21 protein-coding genes are annotated in these 23,323 nt (G+C 45.5%); 11 read left to right on the top strand and 10 right to left on the bottom strand.

Annotated elements, in window-relative coordinates; all coding sequences use genetic code 11:
* Positions 1-101 precede the first annotated feature (101 nt).
* From ygjK to D8S93_RS13900, 3 genes are all read right to left on the bottom strand, one after another.
* Entirely contained in the window at positions 102-2,792 is a 2,691-nt protein-coding gene (gene ygjK / locus D8S93_RS13910; protein ID WP_152813777.1) for an alpha-glucosidase, read from the bottom strand.
* 115 nt (positions 2,793-2,907) lie between these two features.
* The gene (locus D8S93_RS13905) at positions 2,908-3,675 is read right to left on the bottom strand and encodes a transcriptional regulator (protein ID WP_085344594.1); all 768 of its coding nucleotides are present in this window, start codon (positions 3,673-3,675) and stop codon (positions 2,908-2,910) included.
* A 456-nt stretch (positions 3,676-4,131) separates the two neighbouring features.
* A complete protein-coding gene (locus D8S93_RS13900; RefSeq protein ID WP_053809685.1) occupies positions 4,132-5,268 on the bottom strand; it encodes an MBL fold metallo-hydrolase in 1,137 nt (378 codons plus the stop codon).
* A gap of 180 nt (positions 5,269-5,448) precedes the next feature.
* On the opposite strand from D8S93_RS13900, the gene D8S93_RS13895 reads away from it, so the two are divergent.
* The gene (locus D8S93_RS13895; RefSeq protein ID WP_005460845.1) at positions 5,449-5,694 is read left to right on the top strand and encodes a Rho-binding antiterminator; all 246 of its coding nucleotides are present in this window, start codon (positions 5,449-5,451) and stop codon (positions 5,692-5,694) included.
* 96 nt (positions 5,695-5,790) lie between these two features.
* On the opposite strand, the gene D8S93_RS13890 is transcribed toward D8S93_RS13895, so the two are convergent.
* From D8S93_RS13890 to ompW, 3 genes are all read right to left on the bottom strand, one after another.
* Entirely contained in the window at positions 5,791-7,281 is a 1,491-nt protein-coding gene (locus D8S93_RS13890; RefSeq protein ID WP_152813775.1) for an MDR family MFS transporter, read from the bottom strand.
* Positions 7,278-8,303 (bottom strand): HlyD family secretion protein, encoded by a 1,026-nt coding sequence (locus D8S93_RS13885; RefSeq protein WP_152813773.1) that lies wholly within the window; start codon positions 8,301-8,303, stop codon positions 7,278-7,280. The genes D8S93_RS13890 and D8S93_RS13885 overlap by 4 nt, the downstream gene beginning before the upstream one ends.
* Positions 8,304-8,517: 214 nt before the next feature.
* Positions 8,518-9,162, bottom strand: coding sequence for an outer membrane protein OmpW (ompW, locus tag D8S93_RS13880; protein WP_005391962.1), 645 nt, complete (start codon positions 9,160-9,162; stop codon positions 8,518-8,520).
* Between the two features lie 496 nt (positions 9,163-9,658).
* Between ompW and D8S93_RS13875 the strand changes: the two genes are divergently transcribed.
* From D8S93_RS13875 to D8S93_RS13865, 3 genes are read left to right on the top strand one after another with little or no spacing between them, the layout of a single operon-like run.
* A complete protein-coding gene (locus D8S93_RS13875; protein ID WP_152813771.1) occupies positions 9,659-10,309 on the top strand; it encodes a Qnr family pentapeptide repeat protein in 651 nt (216 codons plus the stop codon).
* 9 nt (positions 10,310-10,318) lie between these two features.
* Positions 10,319-10,630 (top strand): cupin domain-containing protein, encoded by a 312-nt coding sequence (locus tag D8S93_RS13870; protein ID WP_025522087.1) that lies wholly within the window; start codon positions 10,319-10,321, stop codon positions 10,628-10,630.
* A gap of 38 nt (positions 10,631-10,668) precedes the next feature.
* Complete coding sequence (locus D8S93_RS13865) at positions 10,669-11,289, top strand: HAD-IB family hydrolase (protein ID WP_152813769.1); 621 nt, start codon at positions 10,669-10,671, stop codon at positions 11,287-11,289.
* Positions 11,290-11,405: 116 nt separating this feature from the next.
* Here D8S93_RS13865 and D8S93_RS13860 read toward each other — a convergent pair whose 3' ends face one another.
* Entirely contained in the window at positions 11,406-12,584 is a 1,179-nt protein-coding gene (locus D8S93_RS13860; RefSeq protein WP_152813767.1) for a lytic polysaccharide monooxygenase, read from the bottom strand.
* A gap of 215 nt (positions 12,585-12,799) precedes the next feature.
* Positions 12,800-13,240: an Lrp/AsnC family transcriptional regulator gene (locus D8S93_RS13855; protein ID WP_152813765.1), complete on the bottom strand. Its 441-nt coding sequence runs from the start codon at positions 13,238-13,240 to the stop codon at positions 12,800-12,802.
* Between the two features lie 114 nt (positions 13,241-13,354).
* Here D8S93_RS13855 and D8S93_RS13850 point away from each other — a divergent pair, with 114 nt between their 5' ends.
* The 3 genes from D8S93_RS13850 (at position 13,355) to D8S93_RS13840 (ending at position 17,103) form a co-directional block, all read left to right on the top strand.
* Complete coding sequence (locus tag D8S93_RS13850) at positions 13,355-13,939, top strand: LysE family translocator (protein WP_152813763.1); 585 nt, start codon at positions 13,355-13,357, stop codon at positions 13,937-13,939.
* A 256-nt stretch (positions 13,940-14,195) separates the two neighbouring features.
* Positions 14,196-16,118 (top strand): S9 family peptidase, encoded by a 1,923-nt coding sequence (locus D8S93_RS13845; protein WP_065645260.1) that lies wholly within the window; start codon positions 14,196-14,198, stop codon positions 16,116-16,118.
* A gap of 211 nt (positions 16,119-16,329) precedes the next feature.
* Positions 16,330-17,103, top strand: a complete 774-nt coding sequence (locus D8S93_RS13840; RefSeq protein ID WP_053809682.1) for a siderophore-interacting protein — start codon at positions 16,330-16,332, stop codon at positions 17,101-17,103.
* Between the two features lie 99 nt (positions 17,104-17,202).
* On the opposite strand, the gene D8S93_RS13835 is transcribed toward D8S93_RS13840, so the two are convergent.
* A complete protein-coding gene (locus D8S93_RS13835; RefSeq protein WP_005391982.1) occupies positions 17,203-18,075 on the bottom strand; it encodes a LysR family transcriptional regulator in 873 nt (290 codons plus the stop codon).
* A gap of 80 nt (positions 18,076-18,155) precedes the next feature.
* Complete coding sequence (locus D8S93_RS13830) at positions 18,156-18,962, bottom strand: arylamine N-acetyltransferase family protein (protein ID WP_046875599.1); 807 nt, start codon at positions 18,960-18,962, stop codon at positions 18,156-18,158.
* 293 nt (positions 18,963-19,255) lie between these two features.
* Here D8S93_RS13830 and D8S93_RS13825 point away from each other — a divergent pair, with 293 nt between their 5' ends.
* From D8S93_RS13825 to D8S93_RS13810, 4 genes are all read left to right on the top strand, one after another.
* Positions 19,256-20,404 (top strand): S-(hydroxymethyl)glutathione dehydrogenase/class III alcohol dehydrogenase, encoded by a 1,149-nt coding sequence (locus D8S93_RS13825; protein ID WP_005391984.1) that lies wholly within the window; start codon positions 19,256-19,258, stop codon positions 20,402-20,404.
* Between the two features lie 61 nt (positions 20,405-20,465).
* A complete protein-coding gene (fghA, locus tag D8S93_RS13820) occupies positions 20,466-21,305 on the top strand; it encodes an S-formylglutathione hydrolase (protein WP_152813761.1) in 840 nt (279 codons plus the stop codon).
* A 451-nt stretch (positions 21,306-21,756) separates the two neighbouring features.
* Positions 21,757-22,212, top strand: coding sequence for a hypothetical protein (locus tag D8S93_RS13815; protein WP_005391987.1), 456 nt, complete (start codon positions 21,757-21,759; stop codon positions 22,210-22,212).
* Between the two features lie 5 nt (positions 22,213-22,217).
* On the top strand, positions 22,218-23,315 hold the full coding sequence (locus D8S93_RS13810) for a GGDEF domain-containing protein (RefSeq protein ID WP_152813759.1): 1,098 nt from the start codon (positions 22,218-22,220) through the stop codon (positions 23,313-23,315).
* The last annotated feature ends 8 nt before the right edge of the window (positions 23,316-23,323 follow it).

Genomic DNA, 23,323 nt, shown 5'->3' with positions numbered 1-23,323 from the left:
ACTGCCAATACAGTCCGGTTTGTCTTATTTATCACTGAATTATCGTTCGTTAAGCGCTACGAATGCTAGGGGGGTCATCCAAAGCGCCTAATGTGTGCGATCTAGTTTTTGAAGAATCCGTTGTACATCATGTACAAATGCGCCGCAGACCAAGAGAAGTTCGACGCACCTTGTACCGCGCCGGTCTCAGGGTTGTAGTTTTCACGGATTGGCATGTCACCCGTCATACCTTCTGCGTTGTTAAACAGCTCATTCGCCATTGCAATCGCTTCTTCTTTGTAGCCGTAGTTTTCCATCGCACGGAAGCCAAAGTACACTTGGTCTAGCCACACACGACCACGCCAGTACACATCTTTACCGTAAGCAGGGTTGGTTTGCGATGCGGTCGGCAAAGGCACACCCGTTCCTTGGAATTTATCTGGCGTGTTGAACTCGTCTTGATCACGCATCACCGCGATCACTTTATCGGCATGCTCTTGCGTTGCTGCACCATTAAACAGCGGCGACCAACCTTCAGGGCCTTTTCCACGCTCTACAATCGGCAAACCCGCACAACCATTTGCAAGAGGCGCAGGAGTAGTGCCATCTTCAGCCACATTTAAGTGAATGTCGTAGAAGAATCCTGTGCTTTCATCAAACATACATTGGTTAATGTAAGTCTTGATTTTTTCTGCGCCGTTAAGGAATTCTTGCGCACGATCTTTACCTTCTACGCCATCGGACACCAACTTCGCCATTTCCGCTAAGTATTTGTTGTCTGAGTACATGTAAGAGGCTTGATCCACCGATTCTTGCAGCATAGAGAAGCCAAGCAGCTCGCCGTCCGCAGCGTTATTGTTGGTGCGATTTTCTGCAAAACGAACTTCCCAATCTTTCTTCGCAAGATCGAGTTTCGCTAAGTTTTCCGCTGACGTATTACTGTACACCCACTCTTCGCCTTCCAGCTTGATGCTGTTATCAAAGCCGTACGCACTTGCCGCGTAGCGACCAAGTTGATCCACATTTCTGTCTGGATTGCTGATGTCTTCAGCTTGCGAATTCATATTGTGGATGTTGTAGATAAAGCCAAAACGAGCCGCGTTATCCATGCCCGATTCCCAGCCCGCCGCTTCTTGTGCGCCAACGTGAATCGTCATGTAATCCACTTTATCGAGAATCTTATTGTAAGACGCCATGCCTTTTACTTTATAAGAATTGCCGTTTTGCTCGATGATGTCTTCTGCAGGAATAATGGTCGTGAAGTTAGGATCGCGCGTTTCTACCCAAACGTACATCACGCCTTCTTCCGTGTTGTGTGCTGGGTCCACTGCCGCGCCGTATTCAGGCACACCATTTTGGTTGTGGTCGCGGTTTGATAGCCACCAATCGTGGTATGCCACCAACTTCGGATACATTTCATCAATGAATTTTTGCGCGTCTTCTGGGCGATCAAACTGGTTCACGAGAGCGTGATACACCTCCATCACAGACCATGCCGCCAACGATGGTTTCGTATTGCGTTCGTTCCAGTTTTCAGAGCCAGCACCACCACGACTAACAGGTTTGGTGTACGTCAATACATCCAGCAAGTAGCCTTTGTCTTGCGGACGAATCTTGTCATCAGCTTGAACTTGCTCTTGGAATACCGTGCGAATGTTGTCCATCGCAACATCTGGGTTGAAATGCGCCATCGCGTACGCTTGTTTCCACGAATCCCACGGCCATGTTAAGTTACCAGAGAACCAACGCGCAGTGACCGATGGCGTGACTGTCGCTTGTTCAATGTCGCCCGCCGCAGAGCGCCAGTTACCGTTTAGGGTCTCCATCGCTTTTACCGCTACGCGAGCTTGGTCTGCTGTCGCTTCTTTGTTGATAAGACCATTCGCTAAATAGCCGTCCCAACGCGCTTTCGACGCTTCCATGTATTGAGTTGGATTCGCCAATACATCTTGCAATTTCAACGATTCTGACTGCACTTCTTTCGCATTATGCAGGTTAGAATACGCCGTATAAACCGCCGATGTTTGCTCAGCTGGTAGGCTCATCTCCGCGGTAGAACTGAATGAGGTTTCGTTGGTGAACGTCTTCGTCGGTAGAGAACGAGTAATGCGGAACTCGGCATCGCGATCATTACGGATCGCCCAGTTGTCTTTCATCTCGCTAAAGTTAATTTTAATGCCGTTCTCGATGGTCGAAATCTGGCGCTTGTAATCTGGGTAGTACTGCGCAACGGTTTGGTCTTTGCGCGTCGACAGCGCGTATTTCACCAACTCGCCGTCCCACTCCAACGCCAAGTTCATATCACGATCAGTTTTGTTAGTGATGAGCGTTTCCACCAGCGAAGAGCGATCAGTTACGAAGCGCAGCACCATTTGCACGTGAATATCCTCCAAGTCCAACACCTGCACTAACGCACCTGGAATGGAATAGACTTTCGCTTCTGCGTTCGATAAGTCGTAAGTTTGGCCACTAACTTTGTCGGTCAACGTGAGCTTGTCGAACGTTTGGCCAGACATAAAATGCGCGTACTCTTGCGTCACTTGCATAATACCGCCGAAAGCGCCATAACCCGCCGCATCTTCAGGTAGCAAATGGCCATGCCACGCGCCGTTATCCGTCAACGCGTTGTACTTCAGGTTCGAATAACTGTCGTAATCACGCAGGTAAGTTGGATTACCAGTACGATCAATCACGTTAGTAAATTCCGAAGTTGGCGCCTGTGGTAAACGGATTTCAGTTTTATCATTGGAACCACATCCAACAAGCGAAATAGTAGCCCCGATCAGAATGGCAAGTGTGCTCTTTTTAAACATACTTTTTCCCTATTATTTACGTTATTTTTATATTCTCATTTATATAAATGAGTGTTTTTAGTGTGCAGAAGCCCGGCTCGCACTAAATAAGCACAAGCTTCTGATAATTATTCTTTTATTTTTCTTTAGCGACAGTGATGGCTTTTAATAAATCGCCATTAATATTCGGAATTGTGTCAGCCAAAAATATCTGATTACCAGGCGTAAAAGTGAGTAAAACGTTTTTTAGGCGTTGACTGTTTTCACTGGTTTTATTTTGAACATCAAACTCAATTAATTTGTTGTACACTTCATTTGCCAGTTTTTCTTCTTGTTCTTCGGTAATCGCAATGCGTCCAACACAAATTGGAGGTCGAATATCGTGGCTAAACACTTCTTCACGAAAGCGCTGTGCAAATAGCGTGTCTAAATTTGAACCTTCTTCAAAAATAAAGCGGCCTGTATCTTTAAATTGATAGTTTTTATCCCCTTTCAGTTCAATGTAATCCATCATTTCTAGTGCACGTAAATAGAGCGCAACGGAAGTATCACTCAGCTGGTATCTCCGAGCGATCTCTTCTAAAGACCACTCAGGTCGACGCAAAAGATAAAGAAAATCAAATAAGTGAGGATATTGATGAAAAATCTCACTGTTGGTGTCGGTGATAAACTGTTCACTCTCTTGCTGCAGCTGCTTACCTCGCATGGATAACTCAACCAAATCCGTATCAAGGTGCGTGGCGTACAACAAGATTTTATCTAAACCAAGAGACGTATTGTGAAGCTGCCTTTTTATAGTAGAAAGCGGGATTCCAAGTCCAATAGAAAGCTCGGAATATCCAATGCCTTTTTCTTTTATTTTTTCTCGTAAAGCAGCAAGTAAATACGTTGCAGAATTATTCATCTAACAATGCCTGTATTTTATTTATTCAGCATCCATGATGATAAATTCAAGAGAGTCCTACTCTTGTGATTTTGGTCTCAATATTCTATCTTGTTGGCGTAAAACATATCTTATCCATTAAAATTTTTTACTTTTCTTTAACTGGACGCATTTTACCCACCCTGAACAAGTTATGGCCATTGCCCTATGGGCTTATCAAGATAATAGTCAGTATAATTGTTTTGAAGAGTAAAATTAAGATGGCAAAGATTTTTACTAAAACTTTTCTGATAAGAGCGCAAATTTTCAGATGAAAAGTATCAAAAAATGACACCAATCGATTTATAAAAGCGTGAGATCACAATTGGAAAGTGAACCTATGGAAATTTTGAATTTCAATGACCAGTAAAAACCTTGTTATATTCTGAAAATAACAAGGTTAATTTATAAAATAATTATTGAAGTAAGATCATGTTATTAAGTCAAAATTATATCTGGCTCACATATTTCTTTTTCTCGCCACCATTGTTTATTTATATGTTCTTGATGAACGTAAAAACTCTCCCCCGGCATTGGCGTCAGCAGCGTTATATGTTCTTTTTGACAATGGGCAAGCAAATCTAAAATCGGTTCGTCCCAGCGGTGAGTAAACAGCTCGTATGTAGCCCAATGTACTGGCAACAGTTTTTTCGCATTTAAATCGCGAAACGCTTGCACGGTATGATGAGCCTGCATGTGCCCCCAGTTTTCGACCGGATAACCTTGGCCTTTCACATCGGCAGCCACTTCCAAACAGGCAATGTCGATCGGTCCACATCGCTGTGCTATCTCGGAAAAGTGCGAATCGTAAGCTGAATCGCCACTAAAATAGAGCGTCTCTTCTTTGCCTTTGATGACCCAAGAAGCCCACAAGGTCGAGTTTTTATCGAAATAAGTACGACCCGAATTATGGTTAGCGGGCGTACAAATCAGTTCGATTCCGGCATAGTGCACGCTATCCCACCAATCGAATTCCACGATGTTGTCTGCGCAAACGCCCCACTTTATCAGATGCTTGCCAACCCCTAAGGGTACATAAAACGTCACGGGTTTATCGGCGTAGAAACGTATGGTCGATGCTTCTAAATGGTCGTAATGATCGTGCGAAATCACGATAATTTCAGGAATCGGCAAACAATCTCTGGCATGGGTATTGGGAATATTGCGTTCAAACCACGCTTTTGCGATGAACGGAGAAGCGTAATCAAATACCGGATCGGTCAGAATTCGAATACCATCGACCTCCACCAGCATACTAGAGTGGCCCAGCCAAGTAAGGCGCATCGATTCACTTCGCTGCGCAAACTGCGTGGGTTGAATTGGGGAATGTGGCAGATGTTCGTTAGGACTCAACGGCGTTCTACCACCAAGATAACTCCAACACACCTGCCAGAATGATTGCGGACTAGGGACGTTTGGCATCTCGTTTTTAACGCGGCCGTTTTCAAATTGAGGCGAGTGGTGAACACGGTGCGCCAACTGCGCATGGTAGGTTTGAGGCGGAATCAGTGAACTTGGCTTTTGTGTCTTTTGTTCACTCGTTAGGTATGTGCGCTTAAGTATCGTCTCAGACATATCGTAGTTTTGTCTCGCTTGCGAACGCTCAACAGTAGGTTTATTAAAACGTGCGTGTATGTCTATTTCGTGACCAAAATGAGGTGTAAGATGAAGATTCAGTTTCAATCAAACGTCTTCTATTTAAGGAAACGGTTCTCAAACCTTCTGAATACTGCGTCGGTTTGAAAGGAGAAAACTATGGTGACTTGCAGCCAATACGATTTTATTGAAATCGCCTGTATGTTTAAGCTCCCTATCGAGATCACACTAAAAAATGGTGAAACTCATCAGGGCAACGCGTTCGACACAGGCTACGACATGCAGCGACAAGAGTGCTTGTTTTTAGATATGGATGGTGAGCACACCGCCTTCCCGACTGAACAATTAGTCGCAATGCGCGCGCTCAAAGCCAATCCGCATTTTGATGAAGTGACGTTTGAGTAAACGTCCTTCTTTCACTGATACCGTCCAATAAAAAACGCCTCTCAAGCTGACACAACTTGAGAGGCGTTCTCTTACACGGTTCACCTGAACTTGTTGTTATTCACGCGACCGGATGAAAACCAGCATCGGCATCATGATCACGAACATCACTCCCACAAGCTGGAAGGTGTGCACAAACGCGACCATTTGCGATTGCTGCTGCAACATCTGTTGGTATTGGTCTAACGCAACCGGGTCAGTAATGGAAAGCCCCTGATTGGCCGCCCAGTCATGCAAGTTGGGGTTATAAGGATTAATACCCTCTCCCAGCGCATGCCATTGCTGCTCACTATCTCGATATTGGAACGTGGTGGCGATAGAAATACCAAACGAACTACCAATGGTACGGAACAGATTGTAAATGCTCGCCGCCGCGACAGATTGCTCTTTCGGAATCGTTAAATACGCCAAGGTGGACAGCGTCGAGAAGGTTAAACCAAGCCCCATGCCCTGAATCATACTCGGCATCACAATCCAAAATGTATCGATCTGCAGTGAGTATTGCGTCATCAAATAACTACCAATCCCGATGCAGCTCAAGCCAAAGACTATTTTGATTCTGGGATCGAATTGCGGATTGAGTTTAATCACCAAAATCAACATCGCCGCTGACGCCAATCCACGCGGTGCCATTAACAAGCCAGTGGTTGAGACCGGATAATTCAGCAAGCTTTCCAACAACATCGGTTGTTGAGTCGTCAGACCAAACATCGCCATCGACACCACAGCAATCATCAGCGACGAGACCATAAGATTTCGGTCTTTAAGCAGCCATAATGGCGCTATTGGGCTTTTGGTTTTCCAACTGCGATGGATCCACATAACCAATCCCATGACCGCGAGCAATATCGCCGTCTGAATCATGCGTGAGTTGAGCCAGTCTTCTTCGTTCCCTTTATCCAACACAAACTGCAACGCGCCCACACCTAACGCCATGTAACCGATGATCCACCAGTCAAAGTTAGGTTTGGATTTGTTGTCGATGTGGATATAGCGATAAATCAAAGAGGTACAGATCAAACCGAATGGCAAGTTGATGTAAAAAATCCAGCGCCAGTTGATGTTGTCGGTGATCACGCCACCCACGACTGGGCCCAAAATAGGACCAAGCAAAATGCCGATGGAGAAAATCGCCATCGCTTTGCCTTTTTGCTCGTACGGATAAATCTGCACTAACGTCGACTGCGCCAATGGAATCACCGACGCGCCGAAAGCGCCTTGGATAATGCGAAATAGCACCATCTCTTCAAGCGACTGTGCTTGCCCACAAAGCGCACTGGCAATCACAAAACCGATCACGGCAACCAGCATGACTTTGCGTTCACCAAAGCGAGACACCCAGAAACTGGTCATCGGAATGAAGATCGCTTCCGCCATGCTGTAACCCGTCAGCACCCAAGTAATTTGGTCTGCTGTTGCGCCCAACGCGCCCATCATGTGCGATAGCGACACGTTCGCAACGGTCATATCGATTAACACCATGATGGCAGAAAGCATCACGGCGACGGTGGCAATACCCCGTTTGTCTGCCGTAATTTGATGGCTCATTGCACGCTACTTTGCAAATCAATGGTGACTTCTGAGCTCGCACCCACGCGAAGTTGCGGCGCATCGACTGGTACTTCTAATGCCAAACGTACAGGGAAACGCTGTTTGATTTTGACCCAGTTACCCGTTGCGTTTTCTGGTGGCATCAAGGAGAACGATGTACCACTCGCAGGCGACAGTTGTGCTACCGTTGCTTTCCACACCACGTCTGGGTACATATCAATCACCACATCCGCATGCATGCCAGGTTTGATATGCGTAAGATCGGTTTCTTTAAAGTTCGCGCGTACCCAATAGCTGTCTTTTAAAATCACAGGGAACAGCGTTTGACCCACGCTAACGACCGAGCCCACGTGCGTATTGATTTCTCCGGCAATGCCATCCACTGGTGACGTAATGTCGGTGTAACTCAAGTTCAGCTCCGCTTGCGCTAACTGCGCTGCCGCTTGTTGAACAACCGCAGCCTCTACGCCTTCTTCACCACGGTTCGCAATGGCTTTTTCTACCGTCGCACGCGCTTGCTCTAGGCTCGCTTGGGCATTAGCAAGTTTGTTTTTCGCCGTATCTAAATCTTGGTCCGACGCCAGTTTGCGTTTCACTAGAGAATCCGTACGTTTGTACTCCACTTGCGCTTCTGTCAGGTTAGAGCGCGCCGCATCTAAGCCCGCCACAGCTTCAGTTACCTGCTTATCGGCAACGTCATGTTGCTGGACCGCCAATTGGTATGCTGCTTTTGCTTGCTTCACTGCCAACAGATATGGGCGTGAATCTATCTTCAGCAGTAGGTCACCTTTGTTAACAGATTGGAAGTCTTTGACATCTACAGAAACCACTTGGCCTTTTACTTGAGGCGCTACCGACAAAATTTTTGCCCTAACGTAGGCATCTTCCGTGCTTGGATGACTGTCTGAATACTGCCAAGACCAATACATCGCACCAAATGCGATAACACAGAGAGTAAAGAAAAGAGTTTTTACCAGCTTAGATCTGGAGGAAGAATGCTTCGCGATGTCGCCGCTCATTTATATTGTCCACTTGTTCAATTATGTGATCAGTGTAGGACTTTTCGATCTTCCGACAATAAAATGATCTGCAAGGTAAAGATCCAATTTTGCATGTTGCTAAGTGGAGTAAATGATGTGCAATCAAAACGAGGATAAAAAAGAGGGGCAGTCCCCGTAACCGCCCCCAAAGTCATGCCAATAATAGTAATGTGCGTGTAACTACTGGTTTTTCTTAGAACTTGTAACCGCCGCTGATCATAAATACCCAAGGGTTAATTTTGACGTCGGTTTTTTGCTTCGCTCCACCTGCTTTGTAAGTTGCTTCTGTTTCAATGTTTGCGTACCACGCAGCAGCGTTGAGGAACCATTGATCGTTGATCATGTAGTCCACACCAATATTCGCTGCTAGACCGAATGAGTCATCCAACTTAAGATCTGAAAGACCAGCGCCTTTACCCGTGCTATTGAAACCCTCATCAAAGAACATGGTGTAGTTGAGACCTGCACCAACATATGGACGGAACTTACTTTGTGGCTCGCCAAAGTAGTACTGAACCATAAGCGTTGGTGGAAGATGTTTGGTGTCCGCGATATCACCAAGACCTAACAAATCTGTTGAGATATCGTGGCTGAATGGTGTTGCTGCTAGAAGCTCTAGGCTGATGTTATCTGTGAACATGTAGCCAAACGTCAAACCAAGCTGCGTATTTGAATCCACTTTCAATTCTTCTTGAGAACCAAGAATCTTATCGCTGCTGTCATTTGGAACGACAGACGCCGCACCAACACGAAGGACGAAGTCACCTTGTTTATGAGCGAAAACACTTGGTGACACGAGTGCAGCAACCACTGCTAGACTGCAGATTGTTTTTTTCATTTTTTATTTCCTTTTATAGGGCTTCGTTATGTCGTACCCAAAGGTGTGCCTGCTGACTGGCCTTAGATTTCAAGTAAACTCAGCGCCTTGAAGCACACGGGCATCTATATTTTTTTGAGCTGCGCGCAATCTAGCACATAGAAACCCTACTATTTTGATGGAAATCAATTTGTGAAAAATATAGGTTTTTTGTATAGAGAAACGCCATACCGATCAACAAATTATGCAAATCGGATACAATTCTGTAATGCAAACTGTGCGTGTGAGAAGCTATGCATGCTCAAAAACACGAATCCTCTCGCTAAGGTCCGTAGCCAGCAAAAACTTTTTTCTTCCTCTACGTCTTCTATTTTCAAAAAATAACCCACTTAAAACGCTCGTTTGCCCCCTTAAAATCGCGATTTGAGGGGTTTGTAAAACACTGAAATACAAGAAGTTATTTTTCTGGAAAATCAGTCACTTGGAGTGCTAGTCTGCTCGCAGCTAAGGAGAAGACATGTTAAAAACCGATCTCATTTTTGAGCGAGAAAACTTTTCTCACCACGATTTTCAGAATGCCACCTTTAAAAACTGCCACTTTTATATGTGCAGTTTCGACCATGCCGATCTGCGCGATGCTAAGTTCATCGACTGTCGCTTTATCGAATCCAAAGCGCTAGAAGGGTGTAGTTTTCGCTTCGCGAACTTAAAAGATGCCAGCTTCACGAACTGTATGTTGGCGATGAGCCTGTTTAACGGCGCAAATTGTATGGGCTTGGAGCTGCGTAAGTGCGATCTCAAAGGGGCAAACTTCCAAGGTGCGAACTTTGCTAATCGCGTCAGTAACACCATGTTTTTCTGTTCTGCTTTTATTACTGGCTGCAACCTCACCTACTGTAACTTCGAGCGAGTGTTACTAGAAAAATGTGACCTCTTTGAAAACCGTTGGAACGGAGCGAACCTCGCGGGGGCAACTCTTAAAGGCTCGGATTTATCTCGCTGCGAATTCTCGTCAGAACAATGGGGAACCTTTAACGTTGAGCAATGTGATCTGACTCATGTCGAACTAGACGGGCTGGATGTTCGCCGCGTTTCTCTGTTTGGTGTTAAAATTTGTGATTGGCAACAAGAGCAATTGCTTGCGCCTTTTGGACTGATCATTATCTAAGGAAAGGCCATGAACCTGTTTAAAGACTTACCGAATAACCTCGACGAGGAAGTGTTCGAAGACCTGCTGACCCACAAAAACCTGCGTATAGAACGCATTGTCTCAACAGGGCAAACCTCGCCCAAAAGTGGCTGGTACGATCAAGAAGAACATGAATGGGTATTGGTTCTTAAAGGAGCTGGAGAGCTGACTTTTGAATCAGGTGTAGTGCAACGACTTGAGGCAGGCGATCACGTGACAATTCCGGCTCATACCAAACACAAAGTGAGCTGGACTGACCCAACGCAAGAAACCATCTGGTTGGCAGTATTTTATCAATAAACACAAAACGATCTTAAATCGAAAAATAGGCGCTGAATTTGCTCGATACTACCAAGCCGTCACTGGCACTGTTTGATTTTGATGGCACCATCACCCGAGAGGATATGTTTAGCCTTTTCCTCCACTATTCTGCTTATGGCCTGCGCAAACGAGTAGGAAAGGTCGCTATCATGCCATTTTATGCGCTGTACAAACTCGGAGTGTTACCCGCTCGTGTTATGCGTCCACTCAGCAGTTTTATTGCATTTTCAGGGAAAGAAACGCAGCAAATTGAAGCGATTGGCGCTCAGTTTGCCCATGAAGTGATCCCGCTGTACATACGGCCAGAAGCGATGGAAAGGTTGGCGTGGCATCAACACAGAGGCGATACCATTGTGGTGGTGTCGGCATCACTCAATGCGTATCTCAAGCCTTGGTGTGAAGCGAACGGTTACCGCTTGCTGTGCAGTGAACTGATCTCAGAACAGCCAAAACTGAGTGGCTTTTACCAGCAAGGTGATTGCAGTTTAGAAAGAAAAGTCTCGCGCGTTAAGGCGGCGTTTTCGCTCGACGAGTTTGAGTCTATTTATGCCTACGGTGATACACACGAAGACATTCCGATGCTCAAACTGGCAGACTACGCGATGCTCAACTGGATCGAGTGGAGAGCAAGCGAATAACGATATGTGCTCTGATTTTCAAGACAACCACTCCGCCAAAGTGGTCGTTTTAGACTGAAAAAACAAACCCTTCTCACATGAGAAGGGTTTTATTGATCAGGACCCGAATAACTGGCTTAACGCCATACCCCCCATTGACCCGTTGTGCCTGGTTCCTCACCAGACGTCCACCACTGGGCAGTCCATTCTTTACCGTTGTGCGTCACCACATCACCTTGGTCGTAAACGGCCGTCTTGTCCCACAAGTTGGTTGGTTCAACTGGTGGCGGTACATCCGCTTTGATCAGTGACAACGCATAACTGAAGTCTGCGCTTGGCGCTAATACTTGGTTCGCATTCACGTTCTTACTATCGAACATGTAGTGGTTCATCTCTTGATGCCAAATGCCTACATACCAATCGCCCGTTTGCTGCGCGTTAAATTGATCCGCAATTTCTGCCGCCCAAGTCGTCGTATTGTTTGCGCTGATTGGCAGTGAAATATCAACAATTTCATTGCCTGTCGCATTAAACGTACGGAAACGGATGGTGTCACCCGCTTCTACTGGTCCAAAACCTTGCTGAACAAAGTAGCCCAGAGATGTCAGATTGTTGCCCGGTTCGGTTGGATCAACAGGGTCAGTCGGTGGCGTCGTGCCCGTTCCGTTTAACGTAATGTCACTACAGTTGTAGAAACCTTCACCAGCGACATCAATGCGCTGCCAACGAGTATAAAGCACCGCATCGCCCGAGCGCTCAGCAGGGAAAGTCACCTGAATACGGTAGCGTTTTTCCGCATCAACATACACATCACCTGCGGTGTCGATCAGCTCTAAATCATTCCAAGTAAGCGGTTTTGAATCATCATAGGTCGGCTTGGTGAGATAGAATTCCCAGTATGATGGGTTGTGCGGCGCCTTGCCGTAAAACACCAATTCAATCTGGTTATTTGCATCTGGCGTAACATTGGTGCGCTGCCAGTTTGGAGAAGGAATGTTCAAGCCTTTCTTAGCGGCATCGCCGGCAGAACACAGTTCGCCGTCACGGACTACGGCTTTAACATGCTCCATATCTCGGTAATTTGGTACGTTTGCTGCAATTTCACTGCGTTGCACAAACGGGTAAGCACCAGATTCTTCAAAAGCCGCTTTACACGCTTGGTTGGGGATCTCATTGGTCCAAAAACCACCGTCTAAATAACACGTATTCTGACGAGCACTTGGAAATTCTACCCAGCCGTGGGCGTTGACGTTAAATGAGCTCAATGCGGCAACAGCGCTTAAGCTCAAAAGAGGAAGTGTTACATGTGATTTCATCGTTCATCCTTAAATTTGCTGACTCGCCGCTCATGAACACAAGCGGTTTAAGCAAAACTAGCAGGATGAGATTATTTCGAAGGTGAGAATAAAGGTGGAAATTGTAAGAGTGCCATCTGCTTTCCAGCATTTGTTGTGTACTTATCTCATACTCGACTGACTCTTTCGAGTCACTTCAAATTCATGTGCCACAAAACCATGCCACTCTTGACCGACTAACGTTCGTCTTTCGGTGTGTCCATTACCACCATGGTTGTGATCGACTTGACGTGCTCACACTCACCCAGTACATCGGCATGGAACGCTTTATATGCGGCCAAATTTTGCGTTTCTACGCGTATTAAATATTCATTGGCTCCCGTAATATTGTGACATTCCACCACTTCATCTACAAAGCGCAAGTGTTCTTCAAAACCAAGCTGTGCTTGTTTAGAGTGCGAGGCCAAACCAATAGACACGTAAGCGACAAAACCCACACCAAGTTGCTGATTATCCAGCACCGCTCGGTAGCCTTTGATCACGCCTTTACGCTCTAAATCTTGCACTCGGCGTAAGGTTGCAGACGGAGATAAACCAACGCGTTCCGACAGCTCTACATTGGAGATTCTTCCGTCTCGTTTGAGCAATTGCAATATTCTTTCGTCAAATCTATCCATGATGATGTTTCATTGCTTATTTAGTTTCTAATCATCAAATAAAAGCACAATATTGACCTCAGTTCTACTTATAGTTGTTCTCAACTTATCGAGAACTGATTCAAGGAACAATCTATGGAATATCATCAACTGGGCGCTTTGGCGTTGTTCGCTTTTGTCTCCACTTTTACGCCGGGTCCCAATAACATTATGTTGATGACCTCAGGGGCAAATGTCGGCTTTAAACGCACTATCCCACACATGTTGGGCATTACCTTCGGCTTTGGTGCCATGTTAATTTTGGTGGGCATTGGTTTGATGAGCCTCTTCAACGCTTACCCGATTACTCACTCCATTTTGAAAGTATTGAGCTTGAGTTATTTGCTGTACTTGACGTACAAAATCGCCACGAGCGGAAAAACCGAAGCAAAACACGATTTTCGCCCAATGTCTTTTTTAGGGGCGGTGGCATTCCAATGGGTGAACCCGAAGGGTTGGTCGATGGCGTTAACGGCTATTACCGTGTACAGCAGCGGTGGCTCATGGCTAGAGCTGACTTTTATCGCGGGTATCTTCTGCTTAGCTAACTTGCCATCGGTAACATTTTGGACCGCGGCAGGCATGCAACTTCAACGCTGGTTGACCACATCTAGGCGTGTAAAAGGGTTTAACTATGGGATGGCAGCGCTTTTACTGCTGTCGACTATCCCAATGATATAGAAGACAAAATAGCCGTAAAACCGTGATCTAATACAAAGTTCAGGTAGATACTGAATCAATAATCACAATCTAACGCCACTTTTGGACAATGCCAGGGTCATAGTAGCGAAGCAATGCGCTATTTATTAAAAGCACACTAATCATAAGCCACAGCTATTTTTAATGTTCGTTGCTTGCTCGCAGTAACTGCGATGAATCTATCACCCTGGCCAAAAGCTCATGAGCTTAAGGTCTTTTACACAAGGAGCGTTACACAATGCACACTCGCAAGCTTATTCTTGCTGCCACTTTTGGATTATTATTGGCGGGTTGCAGTCAAACATCCACCACAACCAATGCTGAAATGATTCCACCCGAGTATCCAGTGGATTATTTCTTTAAAAACAGCGAAGTTTCTAGCTATCAAATCTCTCCTGCTGGTGACTACATCTCAATGATGAAGCCATGGCAAGACCGTAAGAACGTCTTTGTTTATCCCACAGATAACCCCGATCAGATAAAACGCGTCACATCCGTAACAGGGCGCGACATTGCATACTACTACTGGGTTGGCGAAGACACCGTAATTTACTCTCGTGATACGGGAGGAGATGAAAACTTTTATCTCGTGACGGTTAATGTCAAAACAGGCGAAGAGAAAACCATCACACCGACATCCGGCGTTGTGGCATACGTCATCGACACACTAGACAATCAACCCGATGACATTTTGATTTCGAGTAACGAGCGTAACCCGCAAGTCTTTGATGTCTATCGACATAATCTAAAAACAGGCGAAAATACTCTCGTCGCGCAAAACCCGGGCAATGTGCGCTCATGGGGTACCGATCACGATGGCAACATTCGTGTCATCACCACATCAGATGGTGTTAATACCTCCGTTTTATATCGCGATACGGTTGAAGATGAATTTAAGCCGCTAAAGAATCTCACTTTCAAAGAGAGCTTTAGCCCCATTTCATTCACGCCGGACAACAAAAACTTATATGTGGCATCACGAATTACGCGTGATAAATCAGCCATCGTTGAATACGATGTAAAAGCCAATAAAGAAATACGAGAAATCTTCTCTCACCCGGAAGTTGACGTGAATAGCGCTCACTACTCTGAAGCGCTTAATAAGCTGGTTTCAGTCTCTTACGTGACAGATAAAAACCACTATCACTTCTTAGATGATTCCTACCAACAAACCTTCGAACGCCTCTCAGAGAAACTGCCAAATGTAGAAATTTCTGTAACCAGTGCGACGCGAGATGAAAGTAAAATGATTGTCGTCACCTACAGCGATGTCGATCGACCAAATTACTACTTCTACGATCGTAAAGCAGATAAATTGGAGAAATTGGCAGAAAACGCTCCATGGCATAAGCCAGAACATATGGCGAAGATGACGCCTATCCAATACACCGCTCGCGATGGAGAAACCATTCATGGGTACCTAACGCTGCCGAAGGGTCGAGAAGCCAAAGATCTGCCTTTGCTTGTGCTCCCACACGGTGGTCCATGGGCTCGTGATCACTGGGGATTTCAGCCTGAGGTACAATTATTCGCTAATCGTGGTATCGCCGTGCTGCAAATGAACTTCAGGGGCTCAACTGGTTATGGTCGCGAGTTTTGGGAGAAGTCGTTCAAGCAATGGGGACAATCCATGCAGGATGACATTACCGACGGTGTCAAATGGGCTACCGAACAAGGTTACGCACAAGATGGCAACGTATGTATTTATGGTGCCTCTTATGGCGGCTACGCAACTCTGGCGGGGGTGACATTCACTCCGGATTTATATAAGTGCGGAATCGACTACGTTGGCGTATCTAACTTATTTACCTTTATGGACTCCATTCCACCTTATTGGGCACCATTCCTTGCAATGTTACACGAGCAAGTAGGCAATCCGAATGATCCTGAAGACGCGAAAATGATGAAAGCCTACTCACCAGTGTTCCATGTCGACCAAATTAAGGCACCCTTATTGGTTCTACAGGGAGCACAAGATCCACGCGTGGTGAAGAGCGAGTCAGACCAAATCGTTAATGCACTGCGTGAACGAGGCGTCGAGGTCGAATACATCGTGAAGGAAAATGAGGGGCACGGATTCCGCTCTTTAGAGAACCGTCTTGATGGTTACCAAGCGATGGATAGATTCCTAAAAACACATTTACTTGAGCAGACTCAGTAAGCCTTTACATCGTTAAGTTCGAGAGGGCATGTTGGCGTGCCCTTTCTTATTTTTTCTACGTATTTTGCTCGCCCCAGTCCCCAGTACTACTGCAATACTCCAATAATCCAGCTCAATTCACAGTGTAAATTTATATAAAGACACTACCCTCTTATGAGAGATCTTGATAACCTTAAATGAGAAAGAGAATAATTATCGAGTAGAGTCAAAGATGAAGAAGAAGCCTCAACCTAAAACGATTGTTGTCACAGATACAGAGACAATTACCCCAAATATGCAGCGTATTACTTTGCAAGGTGAAGCGCTAAGCCAGTTTCCACGCGACTGCGAAGGTAGCTACATCAAGCTATTGTTCAATGAGATGGGCGGTACCGATTTGAGCACGCTAAGCGACGATGACCGACCATTAATGCGAACCTATACTATTCGTCGTTTCCATCCGGAAACACACACCATCGAAGTCGATTTTGTCCGCCACACCACACAAGATTTACAGTGTGGCTTTGCCGCGCGTTGGGCGATGGCCGCACAAAAAGGCGATACGATTAATATCGTAGGTCCAGGCAGTATCTCTAATTTGAATACCGAGGCTGACTGGTTCTTTATGGCCGCCGATATGACAGCACTTCCTGCTCTTTCAGCGAAAATTCGTACGCTACCAGAAGAGGCAAAAGGCTATGCCGTGATCAGTGTGATGTCTGCGGCAGACATCCAGCCTCTGCACGCACCAGGTGGTATGGAGCTAATTTGGCTTACAGAAGGTCAAACCCTAGCAGAAGCGGTACGCGAACAAAAATGGCTAGATGGGGACGCCGCAGTATGGTGTGCCTGTGAGTTCGATTCAATGCGCGCGCTACGCCAATACTTCCGCAACGAGAAAGAAGTTGATCGTGAAAATATCTACATCAGCAGCTATTGGAAACAAGGCGTGTCGGAAGACGGGCACAAAGTGATTAAACGTGAAGACGCGGAATCCAATCAATAGTGGTTCATGTCTTTTCGATTCCAGCTCTCATCCCAATAAAAACGCCCGGCATTACCGGGCGTTTTAGCAACATACCTTGTAATGAGACACTTTAAACCGCTAATCAACAAGCTCTTGTGCCAAAAAGTCGATCAATAACCGCACTTTTGGCGACAAATTGCGACTTTGCGGATACAGCGCCCAAATGCCTTCGCGATCGTCGCGGTAATCGGTCAGCACTTCGACTAACTCACCACTGTCTAACGCTTCTTGCACGTAGTAGTCCGGCAGCTGCACTAAACCCAGACCACGTTTCGCTGCGTCCACCAAAGCAAAACCGCTGTTGCATTTAATCCGTCCCGACACGCGTAAAGATTTATCGCGTTTATTTTCTTTAAAGTGCCAATAGTCGACAGAGCCAACCAAGCACTGATGCCGTCCCAATTCCGACAACGTATGTGGCTCACCAAAACGCTCCAAATACATCGGACTGGCACACACATAGTTTTGGCGCGACGAAAGACGTTTAGCAATCATGCTGGAATCTTGCAAGCGGCCAAGACGAATCGCCACGTCCACACCTTGCTCAATCAAATCCAGCTTTTGGTTGGTCAGCACTAAATCGAGATCCACACGCGGGTACTTTTCCAAAAACTGATGCAAAAGCGGCGCGAGGTTCATTTCCCCATACGTCACAGGAGCCGTCACGCGCAGTAAACCGCGCGGTTCGGTCTGCATTTGCGTTACGGCAAGCTCGGCCAGTTCTAACCCTTCCACCAAATGTTTACACTGCTGGTAATAGAGTTGTCCGGCTTCAGACAGGGAGACTTTTCGCGTCGTGCGATGCAGCAATTTCACCGCAAGTCGTTCTTCAAGTGCTGATACCCGACGACTGATTTGTGCCACCGATGTTTTCAGCTTAGCTGCTGCTCCGGTAAAACTGTTGGTTTCTGCCACAGCAACAAATTCGCTGACCCCTTCCCAATTCGCCATGCTGTATTCCTGTCGACCTCTTTTAGACAAATAGTGATGAAAATGTTCTCGTCGCGCTACGCTTTGAAAACGGGAGAATTTTACGCATCAGGCAACGGACGAAGATCGCCGTACTGCGCATCAAGCTCAATGCCGAAGTATTCTTTCAATGCATCCAAATAGGCTTGGCCCGGCTCTAACTCCAATTCTGTCTGCTCACCTTGGCTGGTGTATTTGAGTGTGTAGTTAAGCAATGTCACCAACCCACTTTCTGTTGCTTTCGCCGCGACTCTTGCACTGGTAAAACGCGAGTGAGGAGAAGTGGAGGTAAAAAAGTTGCCACACGCGATGTCACCCGCAAACACAAACTCTAAATCGAAGCTATAAAGGTTGTTCCATGTGTCCGTTCCGTCCGTTGACAACACTTGAAGGAAGTAACCAAACTGGGCATCTTCAACAAAGCGGAAGGTTTGTAAATCCGTCTGAATCACTTGGTTGAGGATAAACGGCAATGGCGCGCGCGGCGTATTGGAGCCAAAGCCTACATCGACAATCCATGCTTGTTCATCCAGCGTCACCAACGTGATTTGATGGCTGCGGCCCGTTGGTGTGCCCGACACATGCACACGTCCTAGTAAACTGCGTGCTTCAAATCCGAGAGTATTGAGTACCTCAAGCATTAAGCCATTCAATTCAAAGCAGTAACCACCGCGAGAGTGATACACCGTTTTTTGAATGATGTCTTCAATCTCAACAGAGATGCCGCGCTGCAACGCAATATCAAAGTTTTCAAACGGCAGGCTGCGGTGCTGCGCCACGTGTACTTTATGTAATGTTTCTAAATCGGCAGGTAGCTCTCTTGGCAAACCGAGCTTGGTTAAATAGGCATTCAGATCCGTCTTGTTCATAATCACTCTTACTTCGCTGATGGGTTGATTGCGTTCTACTCTAGCCCCTCTACCTAACTTCAGGTCAACTGCCTTTTCCGCTTTCCCTTCCGCTTTGAGGAGACGTCACACTCTTATAATCTGCTTACCTTACCATTATTACGTATATGTAAAAATCATTTTCAAAATGGACGGATTATCATTTTTATTGAAACACCTAGAATAGATATCAACAAAACGACTCAGCGCAGTAAGCAAACCTTAACTACGCTTATTACGTCACTCCATATACTGAGAATATAAAGGAAAATCCAATGACTGTTGAAATCAAACCTGGTCAAACTCACATCAAATCCAAGGCAATGGTTGCATGGGCCGCTGGCGAACCACTGAAAATGGAAGAAGTGGATGTACAGCTTCCTAAAGCGGGTGAAGTGCTAGTGCGCATCGTCGCGACAGGTGTTTGTCATACTGATGCGTTCACTCTGTCAGGCGACGATCCAGAAGGCATCTTCCCTTCGATTCTTGGTCACGAAGGTGGCGGTATTGTTGAAATGGTTGGCGAAGGCGTTACCAGCGTTGAGGTTGGCGACCACGTAATTCCACTGTACACCGCAGAATGTGGCGAGTGTAAGTTCTGTAAATCGGGCAAAACCAACCTTTGTCAGGCAGTGCGTGAAACACAAGGTAAAGGTCTGATGCCAGATGGCACAAGCCGTTTTTCTATCAACGGTGAAACCATTTTCCACTACATGGGTTGTTCTACTTTCTCTGAGTACACGGTACTCCCTGAAATCTCGCTAGCGAAAGTAAACAAAGATGCACCACTTGAAGAAGTGTGTCTGTTAGGTTGTGGCGTAACAACTGGTATGGGCGCAGTTATGAATACGGCAAAAGTTGAAAAAGGCGATACGGTTGCGATATTCGGTCTGGGTGGTATCGGTCTTTCAGCGATCATCGGTGCACGCATGGTGGGTGCAAGCCGCATCATCGGTATCGATATCAACGAAAGCAAATTCGATCTTGCAAAACAGCTAGGCGCAACCGATGTGATTAACCCACAGAAATTCGACAAGCCTATCCAAGAAGTGATTGTTGAGATGACTGACGGTGGTGTTGACTACTCATTCGAATGTATCGGTAACGTAAACGTGATGCGTCAAGCACTTGAATGTTGTCACAAAGGTTGGGGGGAATCGGTGATCATCGGTGTTGCGGGTGCAGGTCAAGAGATCTCAACTCGTCCATTCCAGCTCGTAACTGGTCGTGTATGGCGTGGCTCGGCTTTCGGTGGTGTTAAAGGCCGCTCTGAGCTTCCAGAAATCGTAAACCGTTACATGGCTGGTGAGTTTGGCTTGCAAGAGTTCATTACTCATACAATGGGATTGGCTGACGTAAACAAAGCGTTTGATCTGATGCACGAAGGTAAGAGCATCCGTACTGTTATTCATATGGATCAATAATGCTGCCTCAGGCTCTCCTTTTGGGGAGCCTGAATTCATTCTGTTGTTAGAGAGTTTATTCATGACCATTGAAAATGTAAGCCAGGCCAAAGTGTTTGGCGGTTGGCACAAACAATATACACACGAATCCAAAGCCCTAAACTGCACGATGCGCTTTGCGATTTTCTTACCACCGAATGCCACTAAATCGAACCCCGTACCCGCTTTGTACTGGTTGTCGGGCTTAACCTGCACCGATGAAAACTTTATGCAAAAAGCGGGCGCATTTCGTATGGCGGCCGAGCTTGGCATTGCGATCATTGCTCCGGACACGAGTCCAAGAGGCGAAGGTATCGCTGACGATGAAAACTATGACCTGGGTAAAGGAGCTGGCTTTTACCTTAATGCGACTCAAGCACCTTGGTCACTGCATTACTTCATGTACGATTACGTGACTAAAGAGTTACCAGAGATCATTGAAAGCAATTTCCCTGTCTCAGAAGTAAAATCGATTTCTGGGCACAGCATGGGAGGTCACGGAGCATTAACCATTGGTCTGAAAAACGCAGAACAATATAGCTCAATATCGGCGTTTAGCCCTATCTGTAACCCAGTCCAATGCCCTTGGGGACAAAAAGCCTTTACTGCTTACTTAGGCAAAGATATTGAAAGCTGGAAGCAATACGATGCAAGTGAGCTTCTCAAGCAAAAACAATCACCACTTCCTATTTTGGTTGATCAAGGTGATGCGGATGGCTTCCTTAACGAGCAACTTAGGCCAGAAGCGCTGGTTGCTGCAGCAAAATTGCATGATTCAAACCTGAACTTAAGAATGCAATCTGGTTATGACCATAGCTATTATTTCATCTCAAGCTTTATTGACGATCATCTCAACTTCCATGCGAAGTATTTGTTTGCCTAATTCATAGAAGTAACTTGATGAATTAAAAAATAAAGTCACCTACCTAGGTGGCTTTATTTTTGGTGCGTATTAACATACCAATCTTAAATAACATTGGAATAAAGATAGAGAACAATGTAAGGATGAAATCGGATTTGCTTGTACCTCAATCATTAACCCTTCTAATTCTCATTCACAATACAATTCATCGGTTGAAAATAGGATTAATTTCCATTAAAAATCTGCGAACTGACGCGAATTCGTTATAGAGCGAAATAATAACGCATATTTCTGACCTTTTAATTAAGAAGTCACTTAATAACCTTGACGTACAGTAAACCGACAGTTACTTTTCAAACATAACATATTATAAAATCTCATCCGGTTGGCTCTATTATTACAATTACAAATAAACTACCGCTAGCACCTTTGTCCTAGCTCAGCAAAAAGAATAAAACTCAAAGGGCATATGATGAAAAAGATAGTCGCGCTAGGTCTGTTTTTTGTTGCGCCATTCTTATCTGCAAGTACGATCGTATTTAGCAGTAGCCAACAACCTAGTGTCACATTAAAACTGGAAGAGATTCAATCTTTACCAACCACCAGCTACACAACCACGCTGCCTTGGATCCCTGCTTCTTCTGAATTTCTTGGGGTCAAACTTAGTACGCTCCTCACCCACGTCTATGGCAAAGTGCCAGAACAAGTTGATGTCAGTAGCTTGAATGACTATCACTCGACACTGTCTCGACAAGACATTCTTAGATACCAACCAATACTGGCTTACCAACAAGATCAACACTATATAAAAGTCAGGAATAAGGGGCCATTTTGGGTAATATACTCTCTTAGTCTCTATCCTGAGCTCAACTACAATAAATATCACGCGCAAATGGTCTGGCAAGTAAATGAGATGAAAGCAAAATAATAAGAATGAAGTTATCAGAACCCACCCCTCAAAAGCAGAGAGCACCACAATACTCGACAACCAGTAAAATGTTGCTTGTGGTGTTTGCCACTTCTTTGCTTCTCGCAAATGTATTGCTTCTGCAGCAGACACGCGCACTGTCACAAAACTTTAATAATGAGCAAAAACAAGCAACCTGGTTTTTATTCCAACTCTCTAAAGAGCTTTCGGAACTTGTCGGAGAAGCGAGACGAGTCGATGAAAATGTATTAAATATCGAAGGTGCAGAGCTGCAATATGAATTGGCCTGGAGTAGATTCGATTTATTAATTAGTAGTAATGAAGCCTACACTTTTTTCTCTCGAAATAATATGCATCAGTATTTCATTGATCTTTTTGAGGAATTTCAGGGTCTGGAAGCGCAATTAGTTGAAGCAAGAACTGGCGATAGCCAAGCTGCGGCTCAATTTTATCGATCCACTCAAACACTGTACTTAAGCTTGGTCGATTTCGTTAATCAGAACTTTCGCCTAAGCAGCAAAGTCTATGAGGCACAGAAAGGAGAAACGCAACGGTTAATGCAAGCGCAGTATATGCTGTTTGCTACATTCGTTTTGTCGATCCTGTCTCTGACTTATTTCTTTTATCGTGAATCCCATTTCCATAGAAAACTGGCGCTCAGCGACCCACTGACTCATCTTGGAAATCGCAATGCACTATTTATCAACCTGCATGAGCTCACTCAAGAGAAAAGGCCTTTTTCTCTGTGGATTTTAGATTTAAATGGTTTTAAAAGTGTCAACGATACACACGGTCACCAAGTGGGAGACACCGTACTGCGTGAAGTTGCTAGACGGCTTAAATCTATGGCGTTGAATGATTTTACCGTCTATCGCATGGGAGGCGATGAGTTCGCCGTCATCCTCGAAGGGGAGCATGTTGATGAAGAAGGCGTTCGTGAGCATATCAATGCGGTATTTGATGCGCCAATACTAAACTCCGACAACGTCGCAACACTATCAACCAGCATGGGCTTAGCCCAATACCCAAAAGACAGTAACAATGTTGACTTTCTTATCAGCATAGCGGATAAGTGCATGTACAAAATGAAATTTCAACGTTAAACGGTATT

Origin of the sequence: Vibrio sp. VGrn 2 (assembly GCF_009361695.1) — a bacterium.
GTDB lineage: Bacteria > Pseudomonadota > Gammaproteobacteria > Enterobacterales > Vibrionaceae > Vibrio > Vibrio diabolicus.
Note: the sequence above shows the minus strand (reverse complement) of the source record. Positions and strands in the feature narration are given on the sequence as shown.

What these genes read in the sequence shown, in the direction of transcription:
- D8S93_RS13855 (WP_152813765.1), bottom strand. Translation starts at nt 13,240, where the DNA reads ATGGATAGATTTGACGAAAGAATATTGCAATTGCTCAAACGAGACGGA.
- D8S93_RS13850 (WP_152813763.1), top strand. Translation starts at nt 13,355, where the DNA reads ATGGAATATCATCAACTGGGCGCTTTGGCGTTGTTCGCTTTTGTCTCC.
- D8S93_RS13825 (WP_005391984.1), top strand. Translation starts at nt 19,256, where the DNA reads ATGACTGTTGAAATCAAACCTGGTCAAACTCACATCAAATCCAAGGCA.
- fghA (WP_152813761.1), top strand. Translation starts at nt 20,466, where the DNA reads ATGACCATTGAAAATGTAAGCCAGGCCAAAGTGTTTGGCGGTTGGCAC.
- ompW (WP_005391962.1), bottom strand. Translation starts at nt 9,162, where the DNA reads ATGAAAAAAACAATCTGCAGTCTAGCAGTGGTTGCTGCACTCGTGTCA.
- D8S93_RS13860 (WP_152813767.1), bottom strand. Translation starts at nt 12,584, where the DNA reads ATGAAATCACATGTAACACTTCCTCTTTTGAGCTTAAGCGCTGTTGCC.
- D8S93_RS13815 (WP_005391987.1), top strand. Translation starts at nt 21,757, where the DNA reads ATGAAAAAGATAGTCGCGCTAGGTCTGTTTTTTGTTGCGCCATTCTTA.
- D8S93_RS13870 (WP_025522087.1), top strand. Translation starts at nt 10,319, where the DNA reads ATGAACCTGTTTAAAGACTTACCGAATAACCTCGACGAGGAAGTGTTC.
- D8S93_RS13810 (WP_152813759.1), top strand. Translation starts at nt 22,218, where the DNA reads ATGAAGTTATCAGAACCCACCCCTCAAAAGCAGAGAGCACCACAATAC.
- D8S93_RS13840 (WP_053809682.1), top strand. Translation starts at nt 16,330, where the DNA reads ATGAAGAAGAAGCCTCAACCTAAAACGATTGTTGTCACAGATACAGAG.
- ygjK (WP_152813777.1), bottom strand. Translation starts at nt 2,792, where the DNA reads ATGTTTAAAAAGAGCACACTTGCCATTCTGATCGGGGCTACTATTTCG.
- D8S93_RS13885 (WP_152813773.1), bottom strand. Translation starts at nt 8,303, where the DNA reads ATGAGCGGCGACATCGCGAAGCATTCTTCCTCCAGATCTAAGCTGGTA.
- D8S93_RS13835 (WP_005391982.1), bottom strand. Translation starts at nt 18,075, where the DNA reads ATGGCGAATTGGGAAGGGGTCAGCGAATTTGTTGCTGTGGCAGAAACC.
- D8S93_RS13845 (WP_065645260.1), top strand. Translation starts at nt 14,196, where the DNA reads ATGCACACTCGCAAGCTTATTCTTGCTGCCACTTTTGGATTATTATTG.
- D8S93_RS13900 (WP_053809685.1), bottom strand. Translation starts at nt 5,268, where the DNA reads ATGTCTGAGACGATACTTAAGCGCACATACCTAACGAGTGAACAAAAG.
- D8S93_RS13890 (WP_152813775.1), bottom strand. Translation starts at nt 7,281, where the DNA reads ATGAGCCATCAAATTACGGCAGACAAACGGGGTATTGCCACCGTCGCC.
- D8S93_RS13905 (WP_085344594.1), bottom strand. Translation starts at nt 3,675, where the DNA reads ATGAATAATTCTGCAACGTATTTACTTGCTGCTTTACGAGAAAAAATA.
- D8S93_RS13875 (WP_152813771.1), top strand. Translation starts at nt 9,659, where the DNA reads ATGTTAAAAACCGATCTCATTTTTGAGCGAGAAAACTTTTCTCACCAC.
- D8S93_RS13895 (WP_005460845.1), top strand. Translation starts at nt 5,449, where the DNA reads ATGGTGACTTGCAGCCAATACGATTTTATTGAAATCGCCTGTATGTTT.
- D8S93_RS13830 (WP_046875599.1), bottom strand. Translation starts at nt 18,962, where the DNA reads ATGAACAAGACGGATCTGAATGCCTATTTAACCAAGCTCGGTTTGCCA.